The following is a 23,598-nucleotide window of genomic DNA, read 5'->3' on the forward strand; positions in this document are numbered from 1 at the left end:
AATAGGTAATCTAAATATTACCGTTTAAGCGTGAAATTTCCGGTTAGTATTCTACCATCATCCAATTTAGCCTGATACCAATAATCGTTATTTGGCATTAGTTTTCCGTTATAGGTGCCATCCCAACCTGGATTTCCTCTAGCTTTAAATTCAACAAGTAACTTTCCAAATCGATCAAAAACTTGCACGTTTGCATTTTGGTTATTCGCTAATCCAACTAAATTCCAAACATCATTAATTCCATCATTATTTGGGGTGAAAAATTGCATAGCACCAACAATTTTAATTGTGCGTTTTGCTATACCACATCGATATTTGTTTCTAACAAAAACTTCGTAAACATCTGGAGATAAATTATAGAAATTTGGAGAATCTTGATAAGGACCAGATGGATTATTTAGCGCATATTCATAATTCGCTAAATTATCAATTTGATCAACTATAATTTCAATACTGTTTGATGTTTCGCTACCATCATTTATATTTACTTGAAAACTTGCTGTACTTGTATTTTTAACTGCAATGTTTTGAATAGCTTCACAGCCAGTAGCTTTTTCTGCGACAAGAACCTGATAAATGGCAGGTTGATTAACTTCAATTGAATAAGCTTCTACATTAGAAGCTGTCCAAAAATATTCATAATCATCAATAGCATTTTCAGGTACACTTGGAGCTATTGTAATCGGTTCTGGACTATCTTCAACACAATAAAAAACTTCTTTGTCTTCAAATAGAAAAGGTAAATCATTTACCCTTAGGTTTAAAACACCAAGAACACTACAACTTCCATTTATTAATGTTCTAAAATAAATAGTTTGCGAATATGCTTCAGTGTTACTAAATTCAGTTGTATTGGTAATTCTGTCTCTATCTTCTAGCGCATCTTTAATTTTGGTATAAAAATTAGTAGGAGTAAAGCTAGTTAGTTCTGCTGCTAGCTCTAAATTAAACTCCTGAAAACCATCAAGATTAGTATCACACTCTGTTAACTCTACTTCAATGGTTTCTTCAATTTCATCATCTATAACTTCTAATTGTACATTAGCGGTGTTTTTACAACGCGTTTCTTTGCTAGTTACTTCTACTAGTATATTCTGATGATTACTATTATTTTGGAAAGATGTTCTATTTTGAATAGGATTATTGTTAATTAATTCTTCAGTGTTTTCGTAGAATTCGAATTCAAAGTCTTCTGCTTCCAATCCAGTAGACATGACTAGGTCTTCTCTAGCTCTTTCTAAATTAAAAAATGCGAATCCTGAAGAGCATTGACTTAAAGTAGCATCATTAAGTGTTGGTTTTTCTCCAAAAATGGCATTTGCTAAACCACTTAGTTTACATTCATCTGAGTCGGGAAAAATATCTAAAGTGTAAGCAGTAGAGAAGGGAGCTTCCTCGTCAGGAGGTAGGCTTATTTCTAAAAAAGGATTGGTTTCACCTGGTAAAATTTCTCCATTTTCATACCATTGATAGGTTGCGCCGCTTTCGTATTCAAAGCCTAAAGTGTATGATACTCCATCACATACGCTAATTACTGTTTCAATTTTAAAATCGCCGGATTGTTCTTCACCATTAATAATATCTACTCTTGAATTAAAGATGGATTGTACAAAAGCTGGTAATCCTTGTGCAGTGCCATTGCCTTCTAAATCTATTGCTCCAGAAAGTATTGAGTTTGTGAAATCAATATTTTCTCCATATTCAGTTGGATTATTTATGACATTTAAATCGCTTCCTCCCGATATATAAATTTTACCGTCTGGTCCAAATTGTAAAGCTGCTTGAAATGTTCCCATGTTAAGGATGAATTCTGATTCAGAAATATTATCTGCTTCCAAATCCCATTGATACAAGTTATTGCTCATAGTTGCAAAAGCTTTTTTAGAATCAGGAGAAAATTCTATGCCATAAGGTCTTACAGCATCAGCAAGCACTAAAGGGTTACTAACTTGTCCAGTTAACTTATCAAAATCATATAAATATACATTTCCAGAAATTGCTAATGGAGGAACAGTTTGCGTATTAGCTATTAATAATTTTTCAGCATCGGGAGATGCCTTTAAGTACCCAGAAGCATTTCCTCCATAAAAATCTAACCCAATTTGTGGTGGAACCTTAGATATTATGGGTTCTTCATTAATTCCGTCTTCATCTATTAAAAAAGCATAATAACTATCTACAAAATGAGATATTACCCAGATAGAATTACAATCAGGACCCGCTACCGCAGTTAATTTTTCAGAACTTTTGTATTTTATTTGTTCAGGTTTACTTTCATCATAAGTTATAAGGTGATTGTTTTTATTGTTTTCTACAACATCACCTAATCCATTTCTTAGAGTCATGTCTACAATGCTATAATTTACCCCATTGTTATAACCATCGTCTACTTCGGGTACAGTTGCCCCAGGTCTTTGATCATAAACTTGTAGAGGGAAACCATTTTCATCTGCTGGACCTTGATTGGGTTGAGCGTTTGCATTTTGATGATGTGGTTCATCTACGGTAAAAATAAAATACAAGTCAGGTTGATTTGGAAAAGGAACTATTAAAGCGCTTGTAGTACTTGAAGGATCACCTAAAAGTCCAGTACCGCCAAAATAATCTGCATTAGGCATGATGTTATGTTCTCTATCCCAAACGGTTCTACCGTCTGTATAAAATAAAAGCTTTCCTGACGAGTCTGAAATAGTAGAGCAACCTTCAATAGTGGACAATTGTCCGTCTGTTAAAGCAGTTGGTGGATTTGTATCGAAATTAACCCCTGCAAATTGTCCAAAATACCAATTGTTCGCTTCACCTTGTGAAAAAAGCAAGAACGGGAATATAGTACATAAAATGAATAGGAAATATTTCAACTTTTTCACCAAAAATATTACTTAAGCCTTAATAAATAAGAAAAATATTGAATTTAACATTCGCTTGTCAATTCAATGAAATTGTATTAAAACTAATATTACCAGTAGAGATTTCTAACGTTTTAAAGTGAAATTTCCACGAAGAATTCGACCATCATCCAAGTGAATTGCATACCAATAATCATTGTTAAGCATTGGTTTCCCATGATAGTTTCCATCCCAACCTTGGTTAGCTTCGTCAAATTGAAAAAGCAATTTTCCAAAACGATCGAAAATATAAATATCAGCAATTATGTTCTTATCTAATCGTATTATTTTCCAATAATCGTTAATACCATCGTTGTTAGGAGTAAAAAACTGCATAATTCCTAAAAGAGCAACTTCTCTTTTTACAACTCCACAGCCATTTTTGTCTCTTACAAAAACGGTATAAAAACCTGGCGTTAAATTTTCAAAAAGCGGCGAGTCTTGATACGGGCCGTGTGGGCTATCTAATGCAAACTCGTAATCGCCTAAACTATTATCGTCTATAATAACTTGAATGTAATTGTCAAATCGAGTAGCATCTTGAGTTATAAGACTAAATGTTGCTAAATTGGTTGCTGTAACTTCAATTTCTTGAATAGCTTCACAACCTGTTTCAATTTCGGTGACAAGAACCTGGTAAGTGCCGACTTCATTTATATTTATACTATATGTAGTTTGGTTGGTGTTTGGCCAAAAATACTCGTATAAATCATCTTCATTTTCAGGAATACTTGGCTGAATCCGAATAGTTTCAGGATAGTTATTTAAACAATACATATAGTTTAATGTATTTGAAAGCATTGGTAAATTCTGCACTATTAATTCTACTTTTCCAATCGTTCCACAATTATCGTTATCTATTCGATAAAATACTTCATCAACATAAGTTTGCGTGTTCGGAAAGCTTTCTAGGTTTGCTATTTGGTTGGTCTGAGTAAGCGCATTGTTGATACTGGTATAAAAGCCTGAAATTTGATTCAGAAAGCTAGCATCAATTTCAGTTAAATCGAAATCTTGAATACCATTGAGTTCATCATCACATCTAATTAAGCTTAAAGATGCACCTGTTTGATAATCGCTTATCTGCAATTCAATTTCTGTAATTGAATAACATGCAGATTCAATATTTTCTACTCTAGCATAAATTACTTGATCCGTTGTTGCAGTTAAGTTATTTTCATTTGGAATAGGATTTTCGTTATTTTCTGCTTCTTCTTCTGAAAAGAAATAGGAAAAGTTATAATCTTGAACTGATGTACCATCATTTATCATATTGGCTTCATTTTCAGTAAGATTAAATTCTGAAGAGAAATCATTTATATTGTTAATACACTCAGAAATAGTTGTATTTTGAAGTTTTGGCAGAGCGTTTAAGTCAATATTTGCAATCCCTGAGAGTTTACAATCTCCATTTTCTGGAAAAACATCTAAAGTGTAATTTAGATTTTCAGTAAAATCTGTATTAAAAGGGATTTCTAATGAAGAAGAGTTTTCCCCATCTAATAATTCACCATTTTCGTACCATTGATAAGTTGCAGGCGTTTCGTGTTCATAACTTAAAATGAAGGTTTCATCTTCGCAAAGTCTTATTTGGGTTTCAATTTGTGTGTCTTCAGTTTCTTCAATAATTCCTATTCTGGATGTAAAAATAGATTGTATAAAAGGCGGTAAACCAACCATAGCCGAGTTTCCTTCTAGGTAAATAGCTCCATTTTCTATGCTGGTTGAAAGTCCCATATTTTCGCCTAAATTATTAGGAAAATTAATTACATTAAGCATTTGGGTTTGTTGTTGCGGAAAATATATTTTTCCATCTGGTGCTAATTGAATTGCTACTCCCATACCGGTAACATTTTCAATCGTATACTCCGTACTTTGGATATCTTCAACTTCTAAATTCCATTGCACTAAATCTGCTGAAGAAGTGGCATAAGCAACTTTGGAGTTAGGAGAAAATTCAACTCCGTAAGCTAAAATATTCTCCTTTAATAATATAGGATTTTCTACTTCACCAGTTGCGTTATTAAAATCGTACAAGTACACATTTCCTGTATTTAAGCTCGAGTATTTATCTTGCAAATTGGCAGTTAGTAATTTATTTCCTTCTGGTGAAGCTTTTAAATAGCCTAAAGCACCACGGCGATAAGAATCCAGCGGAATAGTTGGGCCAATTTCTGTAACTACCGGGTTAGGGTCAACACCATTTTCATCGATACTAAATGCATAAAAACGATTGACAAAATGTGTTATCACCCAAATGGAATTGCAATTATCATTTACAACAGCTGTAATTTTTTCGGCACATTTATACTTGATTTCTTCTGGGTCATCTTCGTCGTAGGTGACTAAGTGAATATTTTGCTGGTCTTCAACAATATTGCCTAAACCATTGCGCAAATTCATATCAACTAAACTGTAATTAAACCCATTATTGAAACCGTCATCTTCTTGTGGAATTGCATAATCTGGACCTTCATCGTAATACGGTAAAGGATTGCCAAATTGATCTGCAGGACCTTGATTAGGATAAGCATTTGCATTATCCTGATGTGGTTCATCTACAGTAAAAATATAATATAAATTTGGCTCCGATGGATGCGGAACAATTAAGCCACTCGATGTACTCGAAGGATCGCCCATGAGTCCAGTTCCACCGAAATAATCTGCGTTGGGCATAATATTATGCTCTTTGTCCCAAACGGTTCTTCCATCTGTATAAAAAAGTAAATTTCCTGAAGTATCTGATATAGATGAACAACCTTCTAAAGTAGATAATTGTCCATCTGAAAGGGAAGACGGCGGATTTGTATTGAAAGTTATTCCTGCAAATTCTCCAAAATACCAATTATTAGCTTCACCTTGGGCAGTTAATTGCAATGAACAAAGCAAAATAAAAATGAATAGGAATAAAGCTTTCAACTTTTTTTAACAAAAGTAAAATATTTGCTTAACTGAATACAAAATTCAATGCATTTAACATTTAGAATTAAAAGAAACGAGTATTTAAAATTGAATAAAACTACAAATCACGTTTTTTAAGTAAATTTAAACTTCCCCAAACAAAAATAAATGTCCAAACAACAGGAATAACAAGTGTTGTAAAATGAACCTTATAATCTTTTACAAAATCAGGATTAATTTGTGAAGTTGCTGTTTTTACAATATTTAATCTAGTAAGTGGTTCTACAATTAAATTGCTCATCGAGTTTAACGGAAAATAATCTGCTATAAAAAGTAATTCTTCAGCTTGAAAGCGAAAAATACCACCTAAAATAGATTCAGCTAAGTAAATCAAGAATACAAAACCTAAAGTAAAAGCAGATTTTCTAACCAAAACTGCTAGAAACATACACAAAGAGAAAAAGCTGACTAACTTGATGAAATACGCTAAAATATATTCCAATTCAGAAAAAATAATACCGATTTCTGTGTAGTCTGAAAAAATGAGCCCCAAGACTAAAGACACCAAAAATACAAGTAGAGTTGAAGCTAATGCAAAAGCAACTAAGGTATAAAACTTAGAAAGAATAAACTCTTTTTTACTTAAACCATCAATCAAATTTTGTTTGAGTGTTCGGTTACTATATTCGTTGGTAATCATTGAAATAATTACAATTGCCAAAAGAATTTTTATAATAGAAACCATATAGGTATTCAAATGCCAGATGTATGGAAAATTAAAAATTCCTTGATCTGCAATTCGAAAATTGATGCTTCCAAAATCAAAATTAATAGTAGCAAACAAAGCAGTGAATAAAAAAAGCACAAAATAAATGATGCTCAGTATTTTGGCTGAACGGCTTTGTTTCAATTTAAAAAATTCTATAGCTAATAATCTACGCATGGCTTACTCGTTTTTGGTTAGATTCAAAAAGCTTTCTTCTAAGCTTTCTTTACGTTTTACTAAATGCTTCAAAACAATTCCTTTTTCAAAAGCCATTTTATTTAAAGTATCCGATTCCATGGGTTGCTTTAAAATAACCTTATACAACTGATTAGGAAGTTCTGAAACACTTTCAAAAGCAGGTTCGCTTTCTAATAATTGCAGTAACTGCGGTTTATTTTCCGCTGCCACTTCAAAAAAGCCATGACTTGCATTCATGCTTTCTACACTGCCATCGTAAATCATTTTTCCTTGTCGAAGAATAATCACGTGAGAACAAATTTTTTCTACTTCATCTAACAAATGAGAAGCTAATAAAATGGTTGTGCCTTGCTCCGCTATTTTTTTTATGATGTCTCTAATTTGATGAATTCCTTGTGGGTCTAAACCATTTGTGGGTTCATCTAGTATTAAAATTTCTGGATCATTGAGTAGGGCAGAAGCAATAGCTAGACGTTGTTTCATTCCTAAGGAATACGTTCTAAACGCATCGAATCTGCGTTCCCATAAGCCAACTAAATCTAATTTTTCTTGATAGTTTGGTTCATTTAAACACTTTATTTTCGCAACCAACTCTAAATTTTCTAGAGCAGACATACTGGGATAAAAATTGGGATGTTCAATAATGGCTCCAATTTTTTTTAATGCATCATGCGTGTCTATGTTCCCGTTAAACCAAGAAAATGTTCCGCTTGTGGGGTTGACTACGTTTAAAACCATTCCTAGCGTAGTAGACTTCCCGCTTCCGTTGGGACCTAAAATACCGTAAACATGTCCTTTTTGAATTTCGAAGCTAAGTTGATCTACTGCCTTATTTTTTCCAAAATGTTTAGACAGTTGATTTATTTTTAAAATTGTTTCCAAATGAAGTCGTTTATTGATAGGACGAAAACATTTTAAAAATGTTACAAAATTTCCAAAAGGACTTTTTTTCTTGCTTACCCCAATAAAAAAGTTAATCTTAGTTGATATTTTTAAAATATGAATCACCATCTCATTTCAAAACTCCCTTACGGCAAAGATTTTCTATTTGTTGATGAAATTCTTGAAGTAAGCGAAAAGCATATTCACGGGAGCTATTTTTTTTCGAAAGAATTGGCTTTTTATGCTTCTCATTTTGAAGGTCAACCAGTTACACCAGGAGTTATATTAACCGAATGCGCAGCGCAAATCGGCTTGGCTTGTTTTGGTATTTATCTAACTTCAAATGAAACCAAGTTGGCTGAAAACCAATTCATCGTTTTATCAGAAAGCAATATGGAATTTACTAAACCAGTCTATCCAGATGAACGTGTTTATGTAAGGGCTAACTTGGTCTATTTCAGGTTTAATAAACTAAAAGTAAACGTAGAAATGAAAACAGCTAACAAACAAAACATAGCTAAAGGAACACTTGCAGGAATGTTGGCTAAAACAGGAAAGAACAATGCGTAGGAGGGTTGTAGTTACTGGAATGGGCGTGGTTTCGCCAAACGGGATTGGTTTAGCTGATTTTCATCAAGCTTTACTTGAAATGCGTAGTGGTATTTCATTTATTCCTAAATTAAAAGAACTGGGATTTAGTTGTCAAATTGGAGGAACACCCGAAATTTCAGAAGCTGTTTTAAATCAATATTTTTCGCCTTTAGAACAAAAAGGTTTATTGGCAACAGGTTTAATTTATGGCGTAATTTCTGGATTACAAGCTTGGGAAGATGCTAAAATGAAGTTAGATTCCACCCAAGTAGATTTTAACACCGCTGTTATTTTTGGAACGGGCATTTTAGGTGTAGACAAACTGCATGAAGCTTTTCATTTTATAGATGAAAAAAGAGTGCGCAGATTGGGCAGTACTAGTGTTGTACAAACTATGGCAAGTGGAATTTCAGCTTATTTAGGTGGAAAAATTGGTGCTGGAAATCAAGTTACTACCAATTCATCTGCTTGCACAACGGGAACAGAAGCTTTATTGATGGGTTTTGAACGCATTAAAAACGGACAAGCTAAACGTGCTTTAGTAGGTAGTTGTAGCGATAGCGGTCCATACGTTTGGGGTGGATTTGATGCTTTACGTATTTTACCACATCAGTTTAATGAAAACCCAACCCAAGCATCAAAACCATTGGATGCTACTGCAGCTGGCTTTGTTCCTTCATCTGGAGCTGGAGCGATGTTGTTGGAAGATTTAGAATCAGCAAAAGCTAGAAATGCAAAAATTTATGCTGAAGTGCTTGGCGGAAACATCAACTCTGGAGCGCAACGCCAGGGTGGAAGTATGACGGCCCCAAATCCAAAAGCCGTTCAAAAATGCATTGCAGATGCATTGAAAAATGCAGAAATTCATCCGAAACAAATCGATGTAATAAACGGTCATCTTACTGGAACCAAAATGGATGCCATGGAAATTGAAAATTGGAAAATGGCTTTGGATTTAAAAGAAACTGCTTTCCCAAAAATCAATTCATTAAAAGGAATGATTGGCCATCCACTTGCCGCTGCTGGAAGTATAGAATTAGTAGCTAGTATTTTACAGCTTCATGAAAATTTTCTCTTCGGCAACCGAAATTTGAATGAAATACATCCTGATATTGAAAAACTTTTATCTAATGAAAATTTCCCCAAAAAAAGCCATGCTTACAATATTGAACACTTGATCAAAGCAAGTTTTGGCTTTGGTGATGTGAATGCGGCTGTGGTGTTGAAGAAGTTTAGTAAGTAGAATTCATTTTAAAAATAAGACTGAATACATCCGTATACACCAAATTATGCCACTAATGCACTAATAAAATGCATACATTAATCAATATTTACAACTTCAACAGAGTTTCGGTGCAGAATAATGTTTCCTTTTTTTTCTAAGGTTTTCAATAACCGGGAAATAACTACGCGCGAAGTATGTAAATCGTAAGCGATATCTTGGTGCGTACTTTTAATAATTTTGTCTTCAGTAAACTTCAATTTGTTTTTGAGGTAGTCTAACAAACGTTCGTCCATTTTTTTGAAGGCTATAACATCAATAACATCGAGCAATTCATTCATGCGTTCATTGTAGCTATCTAGAACAAAATTTCTCCATGAGCGATATTTAGCCATCCATTCTTCCATTTTTTGAATGGGAATCATGACTAATTCGGTATCTTTTTCAGCTACAGCTTTAATTTCGCTTCGCTTTTGGTTCAAACAACAATTCAATGTCATCGAGCAAGTTTCCCCTTTTTCAATATAATACAGGAGTAGTTCAAAACCATCTTCGTCTTCTCTCATAATTTTCACAGCTCCATCTAACAGCAAAGGCATAGATTTTATGTACTGCCCAATTTGCATCATTTCACTTCCTTTGGGTACATCTTTTAAAGTTCCTACTTCAATAATTTCTGTAATTAACTCTTTTTCAAATAAGTGTCCATAGTTGGCTTCAATAATATTTCTCATAAATAAATTTACTTTCAAAAGTTTACATCCTGCTAAAATAAACCTTATAATCTTTGTAAGTTTGTTTTAAAAGTATAAATAATTTAAAAGTTAGGCTTGCATTCTCACTACAAAATATACAAACCTTACGGATATTTAAGTCAGTTTGTTTATCCACAAACAGTTAGGAAAAATAAAAGTTTGTTAGGCGAATTATTTACGTTTCCAGAACAAACAATGGCTATTGGTAGATTAGATGAAGACTCAGAGGGTTTATTATTGCTAACAACCGACGGAAAAGAAAGCTACCAAATCTTAAGTAAGAAAGTTGAAAAAGAATACCACGTTCAAGTGGATGGAGTAATTACATCTGATGCTGTAGAACAACTAAGCAATGGAGTAGAAATAAGCATTCACGGAAAAAAATATACAACTTTGCCGTGTAAGGCATCAATTTTAAAAGAAACTCCATGTTTTCCACAACGAGCAAAGAAAATAAGAGACGAACGCCACGGACCGACTTCTTGGCTGAGCATCACCTTAACTGAAGGAAAGTTTAGGCAAGTAAAGAAAATGACCGCCAAAGTGGGTTTCCCAACCTTAAGGCTGGTTCGCTACCGAATTGGAAATGAAACTATTGAAGGAATGCAAGCAGGTGAAGTAGTTCCAGTTGAACAATTTAACTATTAATGATGAAAGCAAAACAAATTATTGAAAAATTCAATTTAGAAAAACATCCTGAAGGTGGTTATTTTAAAGAAACATACCGAAGTGAATTAGTTTCTGAACCAGCAGGTTTTAAGGGTAAACGAAGCTTTTCGACTTGCATTTATTTTTTGATTACCAACGAAGCATTTTCAGCTTTTCATCAAGTAAATCAGGATGAGATTTGGCATTTTTACCTAGGAAGCTGCATTCACTTGCATGTAATTCACACTAATGGAAAATACGAACTCATTAAAATCGGAAATAAACTAGAAGAAGATGAGCAGCCACAATTTGTAGTGCCAGCTCATGCGTGGTTTGCCGCTGAAGTTGTAGAAAAAGATGCATTTGCGTTTGTAGGTTGTACGGTTTCACCAGGATTTGATTTTCAGGATTTTAAATTAGCTGATCGGAAGAATTTGCAATCTCAATTCCCAGAACATCAGGAAATTATTAAAAGGTTAACTCGGTAAACACATACAAATCATATTGTTCTTCTAATATTTTACTTTGCACTTCTTACTTTTAATATTGTACTTCTAATATCCCACTTTGTATTTCTAATATTATTCTCTTTGTATTATTCTTCAACTTTATAAGCCGTTCCTTTTTGTTTGTTATCGCTTCCCACAAGTGAATATTCAAAGGTATATTGATTGTTTTTAGTCGTTAATATTTTAAAATGCATTGCATTTTTGGCATCTCTGTTTTCAGGATTTATGTTTTTTAAAATGTACTCGCAGTCGTTTATCCAACGTATAGAAGCTGTGTCTGCTTTTCCTTCGTAATATTCAATTTCAATGTCTTTCTTTCTAACAAATCGTGTTTTTTTCAATTCTCCTTCTACTAAAGCTTCAAATTCAAAAACACCTTGTTGAAAGTCTTGGCAGTTCTGCTCCGGTGCATAACACGATTCAAGAAGAACAAAAAATGGGATAAAAATTAACAGACGATAAATTGAATTCATTCTTTTTTCTGCAAAAATACTTTTATTAGAATGATTTTATATACTTAAGAATGGTTAAAAGCTTCAAAAGTTCCATCTGTGTAAAAAATCACAATACGCTGAATTTCTTTTTTGGATGAAATCTGTTCAGTTTTAATGATGTTATTTTCTGAACTGAAATTTTGTGGAGTTTTAGTTTGCTTGTTAGCAGAAAGTGGAGTAGTAGTTGAAATTTCTTCAGCAGGTTTTTCTTTTTTAGGTTGAGCTTGTTGAGGGAAGTTTCCTTTTCCATTTAGCAACCAATACAATTCTACTTCAGGAAATGTTTTTACAACCTTCATTACAAAATCTAAGCTTGGTTTGTTTCTCCCAGAAAGTAGGTGAGAGATGGAAGCTCTTCCTACATCAATTTTTTCAGCAAAAGAAGAAGCATTCAAATCGTAATACTCAAATAGTTTTTCCAAACGCTTAGCGAAATCAAAACTGTTTACCATTGTAAATTATTAATTGCCTTAAAGCATAATACAAATGTAAACAAACTTCATTGAAGCAGCAAATTTAGTTGATAGCTTATTATTATTACATCAACTATTACTACATGTAACAATAGTTAATAAATTGAAATACATTTTATTATATTAATTACAAACGTGAAATGGAAGTTTTCCATATCGACCACCATAGCATTAGTATAATTTTTGTTAACATGTATATTTGTGTAAACAAATAGGTGTTTTATTTTGTATACAATTGTAAATAATGAAATGTTTACTTTTGTGAACTTTCAAGTTTATATGGACTACAATAAATTATATACCGATTTTGATACCATAAAAGAAAAGACTTTTTATGGTCGATATTTAGATGTAGATCAACTTCAGAAATCCATTTTAGGATTACCTAGTCAATTCGAAATTCAGGAAATTGGAAAATCAGTAAATGGTATTCCTATACATTGTGCATTTTGGGGAAATGGAAAAAAGAAAGTTTTGGCTTGGTCTCAAATGCACGGAAATGAAACTACCACTACAAAAGCATTATTCGATTTTGTAAATTATTTAGACCAAGAAAAGTCAAGTGATTTTGTAAAGCAACTTTCATCTGAATGTTCATTGGCTTTGATTTTTGTCCTAAACCCAGATGGTGCTGAAGCCTACACAAGAGTCAATGCCAACCAAATTGACTTAAATCGAGATGCCTTAGACGCCACACAGCCCGAGATGAAAGCGCTACATCAGATTTATAAGGAATTTACACCCGATTTGTGTTTAAATTTACACGGACAACGAACTATATTTAGTGCGGGAATGCAACCCAATTCGGCTGTCGTTTCATTTTTATCGCCTTCAGTTAATCATACGCGTTCTGTAACTTCCACACGTATAAAAAGCATGCAATTGATTCTTGAAATGAATGAAATGCTTCAAAACTTCATTCCGAATCAAGTTGGGCGCTATGATGATGCTTACAATCCCAATTGCACTGGAGATTATTTTCAAGGTTTAGCAACACCAACTATTCTTTTTGAAGCAGGCCATTATCCGAATGATTACGATCGGGAAGAAACCCGAAAATTGATTTTCATGTCTTACATCAAACTATTTGAATCGTTTATGAACAATGCATTTGCTTGCATTGATTATAAAGCTTATTTGGAGATTCCAAAGAATCAAAAGTTGTTTTATGATTTTATTTTTAGAGATGTATTTATCCAAAACCAAAAATATGATTTAGCCATTCACTATGAAGAAGTTTTAGAAGGGAAGCAGATTATTTTTGAACCTAAATTAGTAGAAGTAGGTAATTTGGAACATAGTTTTGGTCATCATGAAGTTAAAATAAACGAAAAAGCAATGGCTATAAACGGTCAAACACTTTTAAAAATTCCTGAAATTAATTCTATTATAAAAGAAATTCGCACTGAAAACAATATTTTTTCAATTAAAATTCTTAAAAAGTAAAATTTACTTGCACGATATCTAAAAATATTCTCTAATTTTGGGAATTCATTATTTATTGAAAAAAAACAAAAGATGGCAAAGTTTAAATTAGATGAAACCGACCACAAAATTTTAGGGATGTTGATAGATAATACTAGAACTCCTTTTACTGATATTGCTAAAAAACTATTGATTTCCGCTGGAACGGTTCACGTTCGCGTGAAGAAAATGGAAGAAGCTGGTATTATTACAGGTTCATCACTTTCATTAGACTACAAAAAATTAGGCTATTCGTTTATTGCTTATGTAGGTATTTTCTTAGAGAAAACTTCGCAAACGCAATTTGTATTAAACCGAATAAACGAAATTCCTTATGTTACCGTAGCGCATATTACCACAGGAAAATTTAATTTATTCTGTAAAGTAAGAGCCAAAAATACAGAACACGCTAAGCAAGTTATCTTTAAAATAGATGATATTGACGGTGTTTACCGAACTGAAACCATGATTTCTATGGAAGAAAGTTTAAATGATAAAACCCGTTTGATGCGTTCTATTTTTGACGAAATGATCAGTTAAAATTTATTTATTATACGTATTTCACCAAAAAATCCTGAATGATAAGCATTCAGGATTTTTTTATTTGAATAGAAGTAGAGTAGTAGCCTAATCTTCCTGCATGTTGTGGTAAACGTTTTGCACGTCATCATCTTCTTCAATTTTCTCTAATAGCTTTTCTACATCTTCTTTTTGTTCTTCAGATAGGCTTTTGGTAGTTTGTGGAATGCGTTCAAATCCAGAAGAAATAATTTCGAAGTTTCTGCTTTCCAATTCTTTTTGTAAACTTCCGTAAGATTCAAATGGAGCGTACATGACTATTGCATCGTCTTCTGTTTCAGCAAATATTTCTTCAACACCAAAATCGATTAATTCCAATTCAAGTTCTTCAATATCAATATCTTCTATATTTTTTATTTTGAAATTACACGTGTGGTCAAACATAAATTCAACCGAACCCGAAGTACCTAAGTTACCATCACACTTATTAAAGTAGGAGCGAATATTAGCTACAGTACGGTTGTTGTTGTCTGATGCGGTTTCAACAAGAATGGCAATGCCGTGTGGAGCGTAACCTTCAAACAACACTTCTTTAAAATCGCCTAAACTTTTATCGGAAGCGCGTTTTATGGCGCGTTCAATATTGTCTTTAGGCATGTTTACCGCTTTGGCATTTTGAATAACTGCACGCAGTTTAGAATTGGTGTCTGGGTCTGGTCCGGCTTCTTTAACCGCCATAACAATGTCTTTTCCAAGACGAGTAAAGGTTTTGGCCATAGCAGACCAACGCTTCATTTTACGTGCTTTTCTAAATTCAAAGGCTCTTCCCATAAAATACTAAATTGAAAACTCTTCTAAATAAGTGTTGTATTCTCTAATTTCAGATAGGTTAAGTTTGTTATCGCTATGTTTTATTAAGTTCATTAAATACACCAAGCTGTCTGAACCTGTTACTTTTTCTTGTTCTTCAACTTCTCCATCTTCATTAAAAATCTCTTCTTGTGGAATAGGAGCAACAAAGGTTTCGTATTCTTCTAAGTGTTCATAAACCAAACGAAGGGCTTTAGCAACAACAGGTAAGTTTTCTTCAACAGCAAGAATTCTAAGGTTTTTCAAGTTTTCAACTTGTTTTTCTGCTTGTATTCCACTTGTACTTATTTCTTCAATAATCGTATTGATTAGTTTTTGTGCTTTCTTATTTTCCAAGATTGTATATTTTAAATTGATTTAGGCAAAAATAATTTTTTAGTAGCGGATTCAATCCGCAATATGGAATTATTTTATGAGAAGTTTACTTTATAATTTGCTTAAAAGATTTCTAGAAAGGAATGAAAGTACGTATTTTTGCAAAATCTTAATTTGAACAACACGCCATTTTTATGCCTGAAGAAATTGAAGAAAAAGAATTATACGACTACCAAGAACGTGATTTACAGAAGATTTTTGATCATATCGAAAATTGTCCAGACAATTACAACCTATTGTATCAGTTGCCAACTGGCGGTGGTAAAACAGTAGTTTTTTCTGAAATAGTAAGGCGATACATCGAAAAAACAGGAAAAAAAGTTCTGGTACTTACGCACCGAATTGAACTTTGCAAGCAAACTTCTAAAATGTTGAAAGGTTTTGGCGTGCGCAATAAAATTATTAACAGTAAAGTAAAAGAACTTTCTGACGATAATAATTACATGTGTTTTGTGGCCATGGTGGAAACCTTGAACAACCGTTTAAACGAAGAAAAATTAAGTGTAGACAATATTGGGCTAACCATTATTGACGAAGCCCATTACAATTCCTTTACAAAGTTGTTTAAATACGTGGAAGATTCTTTTGTGTTAGGCGTTACAGCAACTCCGTTGAGTTCGAACATCAAACTACCGATGAATAAGAACTACGATAAATTAATTGTGGGCGATTCTATTCCTTCGCTAATTGAAAAAGGATTTTTAGCCAAAGCAAATATGTATACCTACGATGTGGGTTTGAGTCAATTACAAGTTGGAATCAATGGTGATTATACCGTAAAATCTTCAGAAGATTTATATACCAACATGAGCATGCAAAGCAAATTGATGCAAGCTTATGAAGAACGTTGCAAAGGCGAAAAAACCTTGATTTTTAATAACGGAATCAATACGTCTTGGTATGTGTATCAGACCTTTAAAGAAGCGGGTTACGATGTAAAACACTTGGACAATACACATTCTAAAAAGGAGCGAAGTGCCATTTTAAAATGGTTTAACGAAAAACCGGATGCTATTTTAACATCGGTGAGTATTTTAACCACAGGTTTTGATGAGCCAACGGTGAAAAACATTATTTTAAATCGTGCAACCAAGTCCTTAACGCTTTATTTTCAGATGATTGGTCGTGGTTCGCGAAAACTGAAAAACAAAGACACCTTTAATGTTATTGATTTAGGAAACAATCTAGCGCGTTTTGGTCCTTGGGATGCCAATGTAGATTGGCAGTTGATTTTCAAGAATCCAGATTACTTCTTAGACAACATGATTTCTGATGAAGAAATTGAAAGTCAGTTTAGGTATACCATGCCGGAAGAAGTTCGGGAGTTGTTTAAAAATACAGAAGACATTAGTTTTGACATCAAGAAACGCTACAACGAAACCGTAAACAACGGAGAGAAATCTAAATTGGTTTTAGAAGAATCTGTTGAACAACACGCACAAATGTGTGTAGAAAATTCTGAAGATGTATTTGATGCGCGAATTTTATCCAGAGAATTAAAAGAAGACATACAGGATCGAATTTCTCAATATTCCAGATGCATTATCAACAACACCAAAAATTACCGGGATTGGCTTTTTGAAGATTACAACAGAAAGTTAAGGTCGAAGATCAATGAGTTGTTTAGGTAATTTTTTAACTTAATAATATCCTAGTATTCAATAGTATATGTTTATTTTTCAATAACAATTACCTAAAGTAGTTTGCTTTTGAAATATTGCGCTAATTTTTTCTAAATTGGTAAGCTTCTTTTATGCTGCATTTTACATTATTTTAGCGATGAATAAGATGAAATACTCGAAGCGCATTTTTGAATTAGGAAAAAAATTAGAGGAAAGTGAAGCTATGTAAATTACCATAATTAATGAAGATATTTAATAAAATCCGTAGAGAAATGCTTCTAAGTAAACGTTTTACAAATTACCTAGTTTATGCTTTTGGCGAAATTATTCTAGTAGTTTTAGGAATTTTAATCGCATTATACCTTAATAATTCGAGTAAGGAAAATCAAATTTCTGAAGCCAATATAAATTTGCAAGGACGCGTCTTAATGCAATTGGAAAGAGACCTAAAAGATATAGATGATTTTAGAAATGAATTAGATAGCTTAAACAATGTGTACCTTAAAATACTAGATAGAAATTATGACAAAAATAAAGTTATGCAAGCCGATGTTTTATCAACCGTTTTATTTGATGTAAAAGATTTAGGATTGGATAAACAGAACGTAAACTGGATAGATGCCGCGGTATTGGATAATTCTAAAGCTTCTGAAGAGCTAGTTAACATAAGTAGTGTGTATAAATTGTATTTTAAAAACATAGATGATATTGAAAAAATTATTTATGAAAAGTTCAAAACCAATCTTGAATATCTCGAAACTACTCAACCTTGGTATACCAAATTGATTACAGACTTTAGATGCGAGACGGATTGCATAACGTATTTATTAAACAATGAAAGTCATAAAGCCAGAATAGCATCCTTACGATTTTTATACATCAATGGATATGGCGATTTAGTGAATGGTTTTTATTTTGATTTGTTGAGAAGTAAAGAAGATTTAGAACGTTTAATGAAAGATGTTGATGAGTAATGGTATTATGCTTGATATTTTTTGTGAATTTCTATTTTACATAATATAAATTATAATAAAATCTACTTATTTAATTCATCTAATCAATCCCCAAATGCATCTTCAATTTTTTCCTTAGCTTGGGTTTCGTCTTCTGTGTCAGATTCTACCGGATCTTGTACTATTTTGTTTTGGGTATTGAATTGCAAACTCACAAAAATGGGAAAATGATCCGATCCAGCGTGTGGCAGAACTTTAATTTCATTGAGCATAAAATGATGGCTATGAAATAAATGATCTAATGGCCAACGTAAAAAGGAATAATCTGCATGAAAGGTATTGTAATTTCCACGGCCAATTCGCGGGTCTAATAAACCGCTTACTTTTTTAAATAAACGCGTGCTTCTAGACCAAGCCACATCGTTTAAATCGCCAAAAACGATTACTGGAAGTTTAGATTTTTTTGCTTCTTTACCAATTATTAGTAATTCTGCATCTCGATTGGTAGAATGTCCTGCTTCAGATGGGTTTGGCGGTTTGGGATGCATCGCATACACTTGTATTTTCTGTCCTGAAGGCAATTCAATTTTAGCTTTAATTGAAGGTATTTGTTTTTTCACCACATAACGAACTTGCGTATCGTGAAGCGGAAATTTAGAGTACAAATGCATTCCATATAGGTTTTCCTGTGGAATTTTAATGCAGTAAGTATAGTTGCTTTCTAGATCTTTCATGGCATTTTCCCAAGTTGCATTTGTTTCTAACAAAAGCAACACATCTGGATTGTATTCTTGGATCAAGTGCAATACATATTGGTATTTGGTATTGTCCATTAACACATTAAAAGACATGACGTTGAACCTATTTTTATGGTCTTTTTCTGAGTTAGTTTGTACTTCTTTCGGGTAAAACTTGGTATAGGGAATAATTCTAACCAAATGAAAAACAATAGCTGCCAAAATAAATATGAAAGCTATAATTGAAAGTGTAGATTGGTAATTCTCCAAACCTATTGATGCCGTAGCCACTAGCAAACTAAGCACCAACAACTGTACTTTTGGAAAATCCAATACTCGAACGCTCCAGTGGTTTATGTTTAATAAAGTAATAAACGCCATTACAAAAAACGCAAATTCTAGAATAATCAGTACAATATTCATCTCTTAAGCTAATTGACAAATATAGTAGGAAACAAGTTTGATTATCCATATTACCTGCCTTAAAATGATAATTTGTTCATCAACACATAATTTTAGCATTCATCTAGTTTTGCGTTTCTATTAATCTGTATTTTCGTTGAAAATGAAATAACAAATGAATTCTCCTAAATTAGTCGATATCAAAAAAGCTTTACAGCATTGTTCTCGTGAGCAACTTATTGAAATTACCACGCGTTTAGCTAAACATAAAGTGGAAAACAAAGAGTTACTGCACTATTTGCTTTTTGATGCAGAAAATGAAACCTTATTTGTGGAGCAAGTAAAAAACTATATTTCTAGTGAATTTGAAGAGATAAACACCAAAAACTACTATTGGATGCGAAAATCCATCCGAAAAACCTTGAAGAATGTAAAGAAGTACATTCGCTTTTCTAAAAGTAAATCTACTGAAATCGAGTTATTGCTTCACTTCTTAGCCCAAATGCTTCAATTGAAACCCAGCATTTTAAAGGATAAACGCCTGTGCAACTTATACGAACGCACTTTGCTTTTTGTAGATAAGAAAATTAGCGGTGTTCACGAAGATTTACAATACGATTATCAGGAGCAACGGGAATTGTTGTAATGCCTAAAATTTATCGACAGAAAAATGTATTTATAAAAAAGCTACAAAAGAAACGCATTAAACTTCCTTTGTAGCCTAGTTTTAAAATTCAACAGAATTAATGAATTTATGCGTCAGTAAACTGTTTTATGCTTTCTTCTATTTCACTCATATCCAATTGGTCTCCTAATAACATGATTTTATACAGATTTTGTGGATTTAAATCATCTCCTAAAATTCGGGCTAATATAAATCCCATGCTTTCGTCTTTGCCGTAAATAATTATCTCCTTAATTTTCTCGCCTTCACCAACATATAGCATTTGCATGCGTTTGTTGGGTTCTCCTGCACTAAACAGCGATTTATATTGTTCCTGATTCAATATGCTTTCTACTTTACCAAGCTCTGTTTCATACAAATTATTTTCAGCTTTATTTTGAAACATCAACACATTCAATTTGCGAATGTTTTCTAATTGCTGCTTGTCTTCTTTACTAAGGCTTTCTGTGTTTTTAATAAAGTTCTGCGGACTCAAACTGATGTTTTGAAATGCAGGGTTTTCACTGCTGTCTACAAAATAACGTTGTAAACTGGGTTCGCTGTTACAGGAAATCAACATGAATAATCCTAAGAATAAGCCTGTTTTGGTGAGTATAGATATCATGTTAGTTGTTTTTTTCGAGTTCATTAAATTCAGATGATCCGGGTAAATTAAACTGTTTGGCTAATTTTCCAATTTCGGCTAAATTCACATTGCCTTGAATCATAATTACAATGGTTTCATCTATATCATTAATATGCATGAAGAGTTGCTTAACAATTTCGTCTGAATTTCCAGGTCTAAAGTAAAACCTTACTTTTTTACCGTCTTCATCGTTTACGCTCATCAATTCTTCTAAGTTTTGATTTTTCATGTAAGAAACCGCATCTTTATTTAGGGCTAAACCTGCTTCTTTGTCTGAAGTTGTAAAGATTTGAATGTTTTCTAACTGATTGATCATGCTAATCATTTTTTGAGCTTCTTCATCTTCAGCATCCAAATCAAGTTGACTCATAAGCTTAAACATGTTTTGGTTGATGTTTACAGAAACAACGCCATTCATTTCTTTATATTTATCGAAATTTTGGGCTTGTAGGTTTGCACCGCATAAAAGAATGGCAATGCTGAATAATTGAATTAATAGTTTCATCTTTTTTTGTTTAAGGATTAATATATTTTTGAGTTTGTTGGGTAAAGTCTTCAATTTCTGAAAGTTTATCGGTGGCATTATTCATTTCTTCAGAAATAATAAACAATGCTTTTTTTGTTTCTAAATAAGCCATTCTGGCTTCTTCTTTTTGTATCTTATCTTGCTGATATTGATATGCAAAATGCAGCATACCTAAAGCAATGATTAAAATAGCAGCATATTTGTAAAATACATGAAATGCATTTGAAGAGTTCTCTGAAGAATTTTGAAATTGCTGCGTTTTATCAAAAATTTCTTGAACTAAAGATGTGTTGGCGGTTTCTTTTTTGGCCGTTTTAAAGTAGGCAAACAATTCGGCTTCATCAGAAAAATTGTTTTTGTTTTCTTCTAATTGAAGCAATTCATTTAAACGCTCCTCTTCTACTCTGTTGGTTTCTCCTTTTTCAAAACGCGCTAACAAAGTTTTCAATTCTTTATTTTGTTTGGGTTTCATAAGCTTTATTCTTTTTAATTTTCTGTATTACACTTTTTCGTGCTCTTGATAAATTTACTCTTGCTGCTACTTCAGAAATGTCTAAAATTTCAGCAATTTCAGTAAAGCTATAATTTTCAATATCTCTTAATTGCATGACCATTTTTTGCTGTTCTGGTAATTTATCCATCACATTTTTAATGAGCTGCATTCTAGTTTCGTTATGTGATGAATTCTCATCAGATTCATCTTCTTCGGCTTCAAAATTATCATGTACCAAATGCAAATTTTGATTTGCTTTCAGCTTTAACTGATCTAAACAATGATTCTTTGTCATTTGCATAGCATAAGCTTCAATTGAATTGAAATTGGAATTTTGATTTACTTTTTCCCACAACTTCAGCAAAACTTCTTGCACAGCATCTTTTGCAGCATCTTCAGAAACAAGTATTCGCCTAGCTAAACGAAACATTTTTGCTTCAAATATTTGTACTTTTTCTATAAAATGAGTTGTTTTCATTTATGCATGCTTACCTTTAAGACGAATAGGGAATAATAATGTTACATTTTTTTTACTATGTTCCCAAACTATCCTATTTTTATATAAAATTTGAAGATGCGAAAGATTTCTTTTTACTTATTATTGGTATTAACCTGCTTAAGTTACACTGCTTGTCAAGACGATTTGGATGATAATGTTACACCAGCAAGCCAATTGCAATTAAACGATTTTATTTGGAAAGCCATGAATGCGTTTTATTTAGAAAAAAGTGAAATTCCTGATTTGGCGGATAATCGTTTTGATAACACCGATGAATTTGTTGAATATTTAAGCACTTTCAATTCGCCTGAAACTTTATTTGAAACTTTAATTACGCCAACCGACAGATTTAGCATTATTGTTAGTGATTTTAGAACTTTAGAAGATGCGCTAAACGGAATTAGAGTGGATAACGGAATGCGATTTGGTCTTGTACAAATAGAAGGAACCAACAACGTATTTGGTTATGTGCGTTACGTTTTACCCAACTCTCCCGCAGATAATGCAGGTATTGAACGTGGAATGATTTTTAATAAAATAAACGGAATTGGTTTTACCCCAGAAACAGACTTTAATGCACTTTTTGCAGGAAACAACTACACCATAGGTTTTGCTGAATTAGAAGGTGATAACATAATAGATACCAACCTTGAAATTGAATTAGAAAAAATTCAACTTATAGAGCAAGCCATATTTAAAACGGAACTATTTGAAGGAAATGGATCTAAAGCTGGATATTTAATGTACAATGGTTTTAGAAGAAATCAGGAAAATGAATTGAATGCCGTTTTTGGTGAATTTGCTGCTCAAGGTGTAACCGAATTGGTATTGGATCTCCGGTACAACAGCGGTGGAGATTTACGCACTTCTGTAGATTTAAGCAGTATGATAACTGGCCAATTTGCTGGCAATTTATTTGCAACTCAAAAATTCAATGCTAATTTTGAAGATGAAGCTATTAATTTTACCACTCAAAATAGAGCTGGACAGAACTTAAATAGTTTAAATCTCTCTCGGGTTTACGTATTAACTTCTCCTACTACAGCTTCAGCTAGCGAAATGGTAATTTCTGGATTGTTACCCTATATAAATGTGGTACAAATTGGCACCAACACGGTCGGTAAATACCAAGGATCTACAACATTGTATGATTCGGATGATTTTAGAAGGCAAAATGCTTCCCTTGGTCATACTTACGCATTGCAGCCATTGGTTTTACAACTCAGCAACGCAGATGGATACACAGATTTTGATGACGGCATTCCTCCTACTTTTCAACTACGTGAAGACTATAATAACTTAGGTGTTTTAGGAAATGAAAATGAACCTTTGCTTAAAGCTGCTTTACAAGATATTGGCATAATTCTAGAGCGTCCTGCGCAAGATACAAAACAAGCAATTTATGGTGATTTACTAATGGATGACCATAACCATGATGTAGATTATCAACGATTGTACATAGACTTTTAATTTTTTAGTCAATAAGCATGAATAACTAATTGAT

General features: G+C 32.8%; 24 protein-coding genes. 10 read left to right on the forward strand and 14 right to left on the reverse strand.

What is annotated here, in order from left to right; genetic code table 11:
• Window positions 1–17: 17 nt before the first annotated feature.
• The 4 genes from IEV72_RS03860 to IEV72_RS03875 all read right to left on the reverse strand — a co-directional run bounded on the left by IEV72_RS03860 (window position 18) and on the right by IEV72_RS03875 (window position 7,632).
• Window positions 18–2,816: a T9SS type B sorting domain-containing protein gene (locus IEV72_RS03860; RefSeq protein WP_188457777.1), complete on the reverse strand. Its 2,799-nt coding sequence runs from the start codon at window positions 2,814–2,816 to the stop codon at window positions 18–20.
• A 156-nt stretch (window positions 2,817–2,972) separates the two neighbouring features.
• Window positions 2,973–5,804, reverse strand: coding sequence for a T9SS type B sorting domain-containing protein (locus IEV72_RS03865; RefSeq protein WP_188457778.1), 2,832 nt, complete (start codon window positions 5,802–5,804; stop codon window positions 2,973–2,975).
• Window positions 5,805–5,904: 100 nt separating this feature from the next.
• Window positions 5,905–6,729 carry an ABC transporter permease gene (locus IEV72_RS03870; RefSeq protein WP_188457779.1) on the reverse strand — a complete coding sequence of 275 codons (825 nt, stop codon included), beginning with the start codon at window positions 6,727–6,729 and terminating at the stop codon, window positions 5,905–5,907.
• 3 nt (window positions 6,730–6,732) lie between these two features.
• On the reverse strand, window positions 6,733–7,632 hold the full coding sequence (locus tag IEV72_RS03875; RefSeq protein ID WP_188457780.1) for an ABC transporter ATP-binding protein: 900 nt from the start codon (window positions 7,630–7,632) through the stop codon (window positions 6,733–6,735).
• A gap of 117 nt (window positions 7,633–7,749) precedes the next feature.
• Between IEV72_RS03875 and IEV72_RS03880 the strand changes: the two genes are divergently transcribed.
• A complete protein-coding gene (locus IEV72_RS03880) occupies window positions 7,750–8,202 on the forward strand; it encodes a 3-hydroxyacyl-ACP dehydratase FabZ family protein (protein ID WP_188457781.1) in 453 nt (150 codons plus the stop codon).
• Window positions 8,195–9,466: a beta-ketoacyl-[acyl-carrier-protein] synthase family protein gene (locus IEV72_RS03885; protein ID WP_188457782.1), complete on the forward strand. Its 1,272-nt coding sequence runs from the start codon at window positions 8,195–8,197 to the stop codon at window positions 9,464–9,466. The genes IEV72_RS03880 and IEV72_RS03885 overlap by 8 nt, the downstream gene beginning before the upstream one ends.
• 77 nt (window positions 9,467–9,543) lie before the next feature.
• On the opposite strand, the gene IEV72_RS03890 is transcribed toward IEV72_RS03885, so the two are convergent.
• Entirely contained in the window at window positions 9,544–10,179 is a 636-nt protein-coding gene (locus IEV72_RS03890; protein WP_188457783.1) for a Crp/Fnr family transcriptional regulator, read from the reverse strand.
• 96 nt (window positions 10,180–10,275) lie between these two features.
• On the opposite strand from IEV72_RS03890, the gene IEV72_RS03895 reads away from it, so the two are divergent.
• Entirely contained in the window at window positions 10,276–10,848 is a 573-nt protein-coding gene (locus IEV72_RS03895; RefSeq protein ID WP_188457784.1) for a pseudouridine synthase, read from the forward strand.
• Window positions 10,848–11,336, forward strand: a complete 489-nt coding sequence (locus IEV72_RS03900; protein WP_188457785.1) for a cupin domain-containing protein — start codon at window positions 10,848–10,850, stop codon at window positions 11,334–11,336. The genes IEV72_RS03895 and IEV72_RS03900 overlap by 1 nt, the downstream gene beginning before the upstream one ends.
• Before the next feature lie 107 nt (window positions 11,337–11,443).
• Here IEV72_RS03900 and IEV72_RS03905 read toward each other — a convergent pair whose 3' ends face one another.
• Entirely contained in the window at window positions 11,444–11,830 is a 387-nt protein-coding gene (locus IEV72_RS03905; protein WP_188457786.1) for a DNA topoisomerase IV, read from the reverse strand.
• 44 nt (window positions 11,831–11,874) lie between these two features.
• Entirely contained in the window at window positions 11,875–12,303 is a 429-nt protein-coding gene (locus IEV72_RS03910; protein WP_188457787.1) for a helix-turn-helix domain-containing protein, read from the reverse strand.
• A gap of 300 nt (window positions 12,304–12,603) precedes the next feature.
• On the opposite strand from IEV72_RS03910, the gene IEV72_RS03915 reads away from it, so the two are divergent.
• Both IEV72_RS03915 and IEV72_RS03920 read left to right on the forward strand, forming a co-directional pair.
• Window positions 12,604–13,770, forward strand: a complete 1,167-nt coding sequence (locus IEV72_RS03915) for a M14 family zinc carboxypeptidase (protein WP_188457788.1) — start codon at window positions 12,604–12,606, stop codon at window positions 13,768–13,770.
• Between the two features lie 72 nt (window positions 13,771–13,842).
• The gene (locus tag IEV72_RS03920; RefSeq protein ID WP_188457789.1) at window positions 13,843–14,328 is read left to right on the forward strand and encodes an Lrp/AsnC family transcriptional regulator; all 486 of its coding nucleotides are present in this window, start codon (window positions 13,843–13,845) and stop codon (window positions 14,326–14,328) included.
• Between the two features lie 87 nt (window positions 14,329–14,415).
• On the opposite strand, the gene IEV72_RS03925 is transcribed toward IEV72_RS03920, so the two are convergent.
• Window positions 14,416–15,138 carry a YebC/PmpR family DNA-binding transcriptional regulator gene (locus IEV72_RS03925; protein WP_188457790.1) on the reverse strand — a complete coding sequence of 241 codons (723 nt, stop codon included), beginning with the start codon at window positions 15,136–15,138 and terminating at the stop codon, window positions 14,416–14,418.
• Window positions 15,139–15,144: 6 nt separating this feature from the next.
• Window positions 15,145–15,513 carry a hypothetical protein gene (locus IEV72_RS03930; protein WP_188457791.1) on the reverse strand — a complete coding sequence of 123 codons (369 nt, stop codon included), beginning with the start codon at window positions 15,511–15,513 and terminating at the stop codon, window positions 15,145–15,147.
• Between the two features lie 173 nt (window positions 15,514–15,686).
• Between IEV72_RS03930 and IEV72_RS03935 the strand changes: the two genes are divergently transcribed.
• Together IEV72_RS03935 and IEV72_RS03940 are read left to right on the forward strand one after the other, a co-directional pair.
• Complete coding sequence (locus tag IEV72_RS03935) at window positions 15,687–17,183, forward strand: DEAD/DEAH box helicase (protein WP_188457792.1); 1,497 nt, start codon at window positions 15,687–15,689, stop codon at window positions 17,181–17,183.
• Between the two features lie 233 nt (window positions 17,184–17,416).
• Window positions 17,417–18,148: a hypothetical protein gene (locus tag IEV72_RS03940; RefSeq protein ID WP_188457793.1), complete on the forward strand. Its 732-nt coding sequence runs from the start codon at window positions 17,417–17,419 to the stop codon at window positions 18,146–18,148.
• Between the two features lie 83 nt (window positions 18,149–18,231).
• On the opposite strand, the gene IEV72_RS03945 is transcribed toward IEV72_RS03940, so the two are convergent.
• Window positions 18,232–19,287 carry an endonuclease/exonuclease/phosphatase family protein gene (locus IEV72_RS03945; protein WP_188457794.1) on the reverse strand — a complete coding sequence of 352 codons (1,056 nt, stop codon included), beginning with the start codon at window positions 19,285–19,287 and terminating at the stop codon, window positions 18,232–18,234.
• Between the two features lie 154 nt (window positions 19,288–19,441).
• Here IEV72_RS03945 and IEV72_RS03950 point away from each other — a divergent pair, with 154 nt between their 5' ends.
• Window positions 19,442–19,912 carry a hypothetical protein gene (locus IEV72_RS03950; RefSeq protein WP_188457795.1) on the forward strand — a complete coding sequence of 157 codons (471 nt, stop codon included), beginning with the start codon at window positions 19,442–19,444 and terminating at the stop codon, window positions 19,910–19,912.
• 106 nt (window positions 19,913–20,018) lie between these two features.
• Here the strand turns inward: IEV72_RS03950 and IEV72_RS03955 are convergent, their stop codons facing one another.
• The 4 genes from IEV72_RS03955 to IEV72_RS03970 are packed head-to-tail and all read right to left on the reverse strand — an operon-like array spanning window position 20,019 to window position 22,073.
• Window positions 20,019–20,555, reverse strand: a complete 537-nt coding sequence (locus tag IEV72_RS03955; RefSeq protein WP_188457796.1) for a GFO_1091 family lipoprotein — start codon at window positions 20,553–20,555, stop codon at window positions 20,019–20,021.
• Between the two features lies 1 nt (window position 20,556).
• Window positions 20,557–21,081 carry a GFO_1090 family protein gene (locus IEV72_RS03960; protein ID WP_188457797.1) on the reverse strand — a complete coding sequence of 175 codons (525 nt, stop codon included), beginning with the start codon at window positions 21,079–21,081 and terminating at the stop codon, window positions 20,557–20,559.
• A gap of 10 nt (window positions 21,082–21,091) precedes the next feature.
• Window positions 21,092–21,574, reverse strand: coding sequence for a hypothetical protein (locus IEV72_RS03965; RefSeq protein ID WP_188457798.1), 483 nt, complete (start codon window positions 21,572–21,574; stop codon window positions 21,092–21,094).
• Window positions 21,555–22,073 carry a GFO_1088 family ECF-type sigma factor gene (locus IEV72_RS03970; RefSeq protein ID WP_188457799.1) on the reverse strand — a complete coding sequence of 173 codons (519 nt, stop codon included), beginning with the start codon at window positions 22,071–22,073 and terminating at the stop codon, window positions 21,555–21,557. Before IEV72_RS03970 ends, IEV72_RS03965 begins: the two co-directional genes overlap by 20 nt.
• Window positions 22,074–22,169: 96 nt before the next feature.
• Here IEV72_RS03970 and IEV72_RS03975 point away from each other — a divergent pair, with 96 nt between their 5' ends.
• Window positions 22,170–23,564, forward strand: a complete 1,395-nt coding sequence (locus IEV72_RS03975; RefSeq protein ID WP_188457800.1) for a GFO_1087 family putative carboxy terminal peptidase — start codon at window positions 22,170–22,172, stop codon at window positions 23,562–23,564.
• The last annotated feature ends 34 nt before the right edge of the window (window positions 23,565–23,598 follow it).

The sequence above is a fragment of the Psychroflexus planctonicus genome, from assembly GCF_014640195.1.
GTDB classification, from domain to species: domain Bacteria; phylum Bacteroidota; class Bacteroidia; order Flavobacteriales; family Flavobacteriaceae; genus Psychroflexus; species Psychroflexus planctonicus.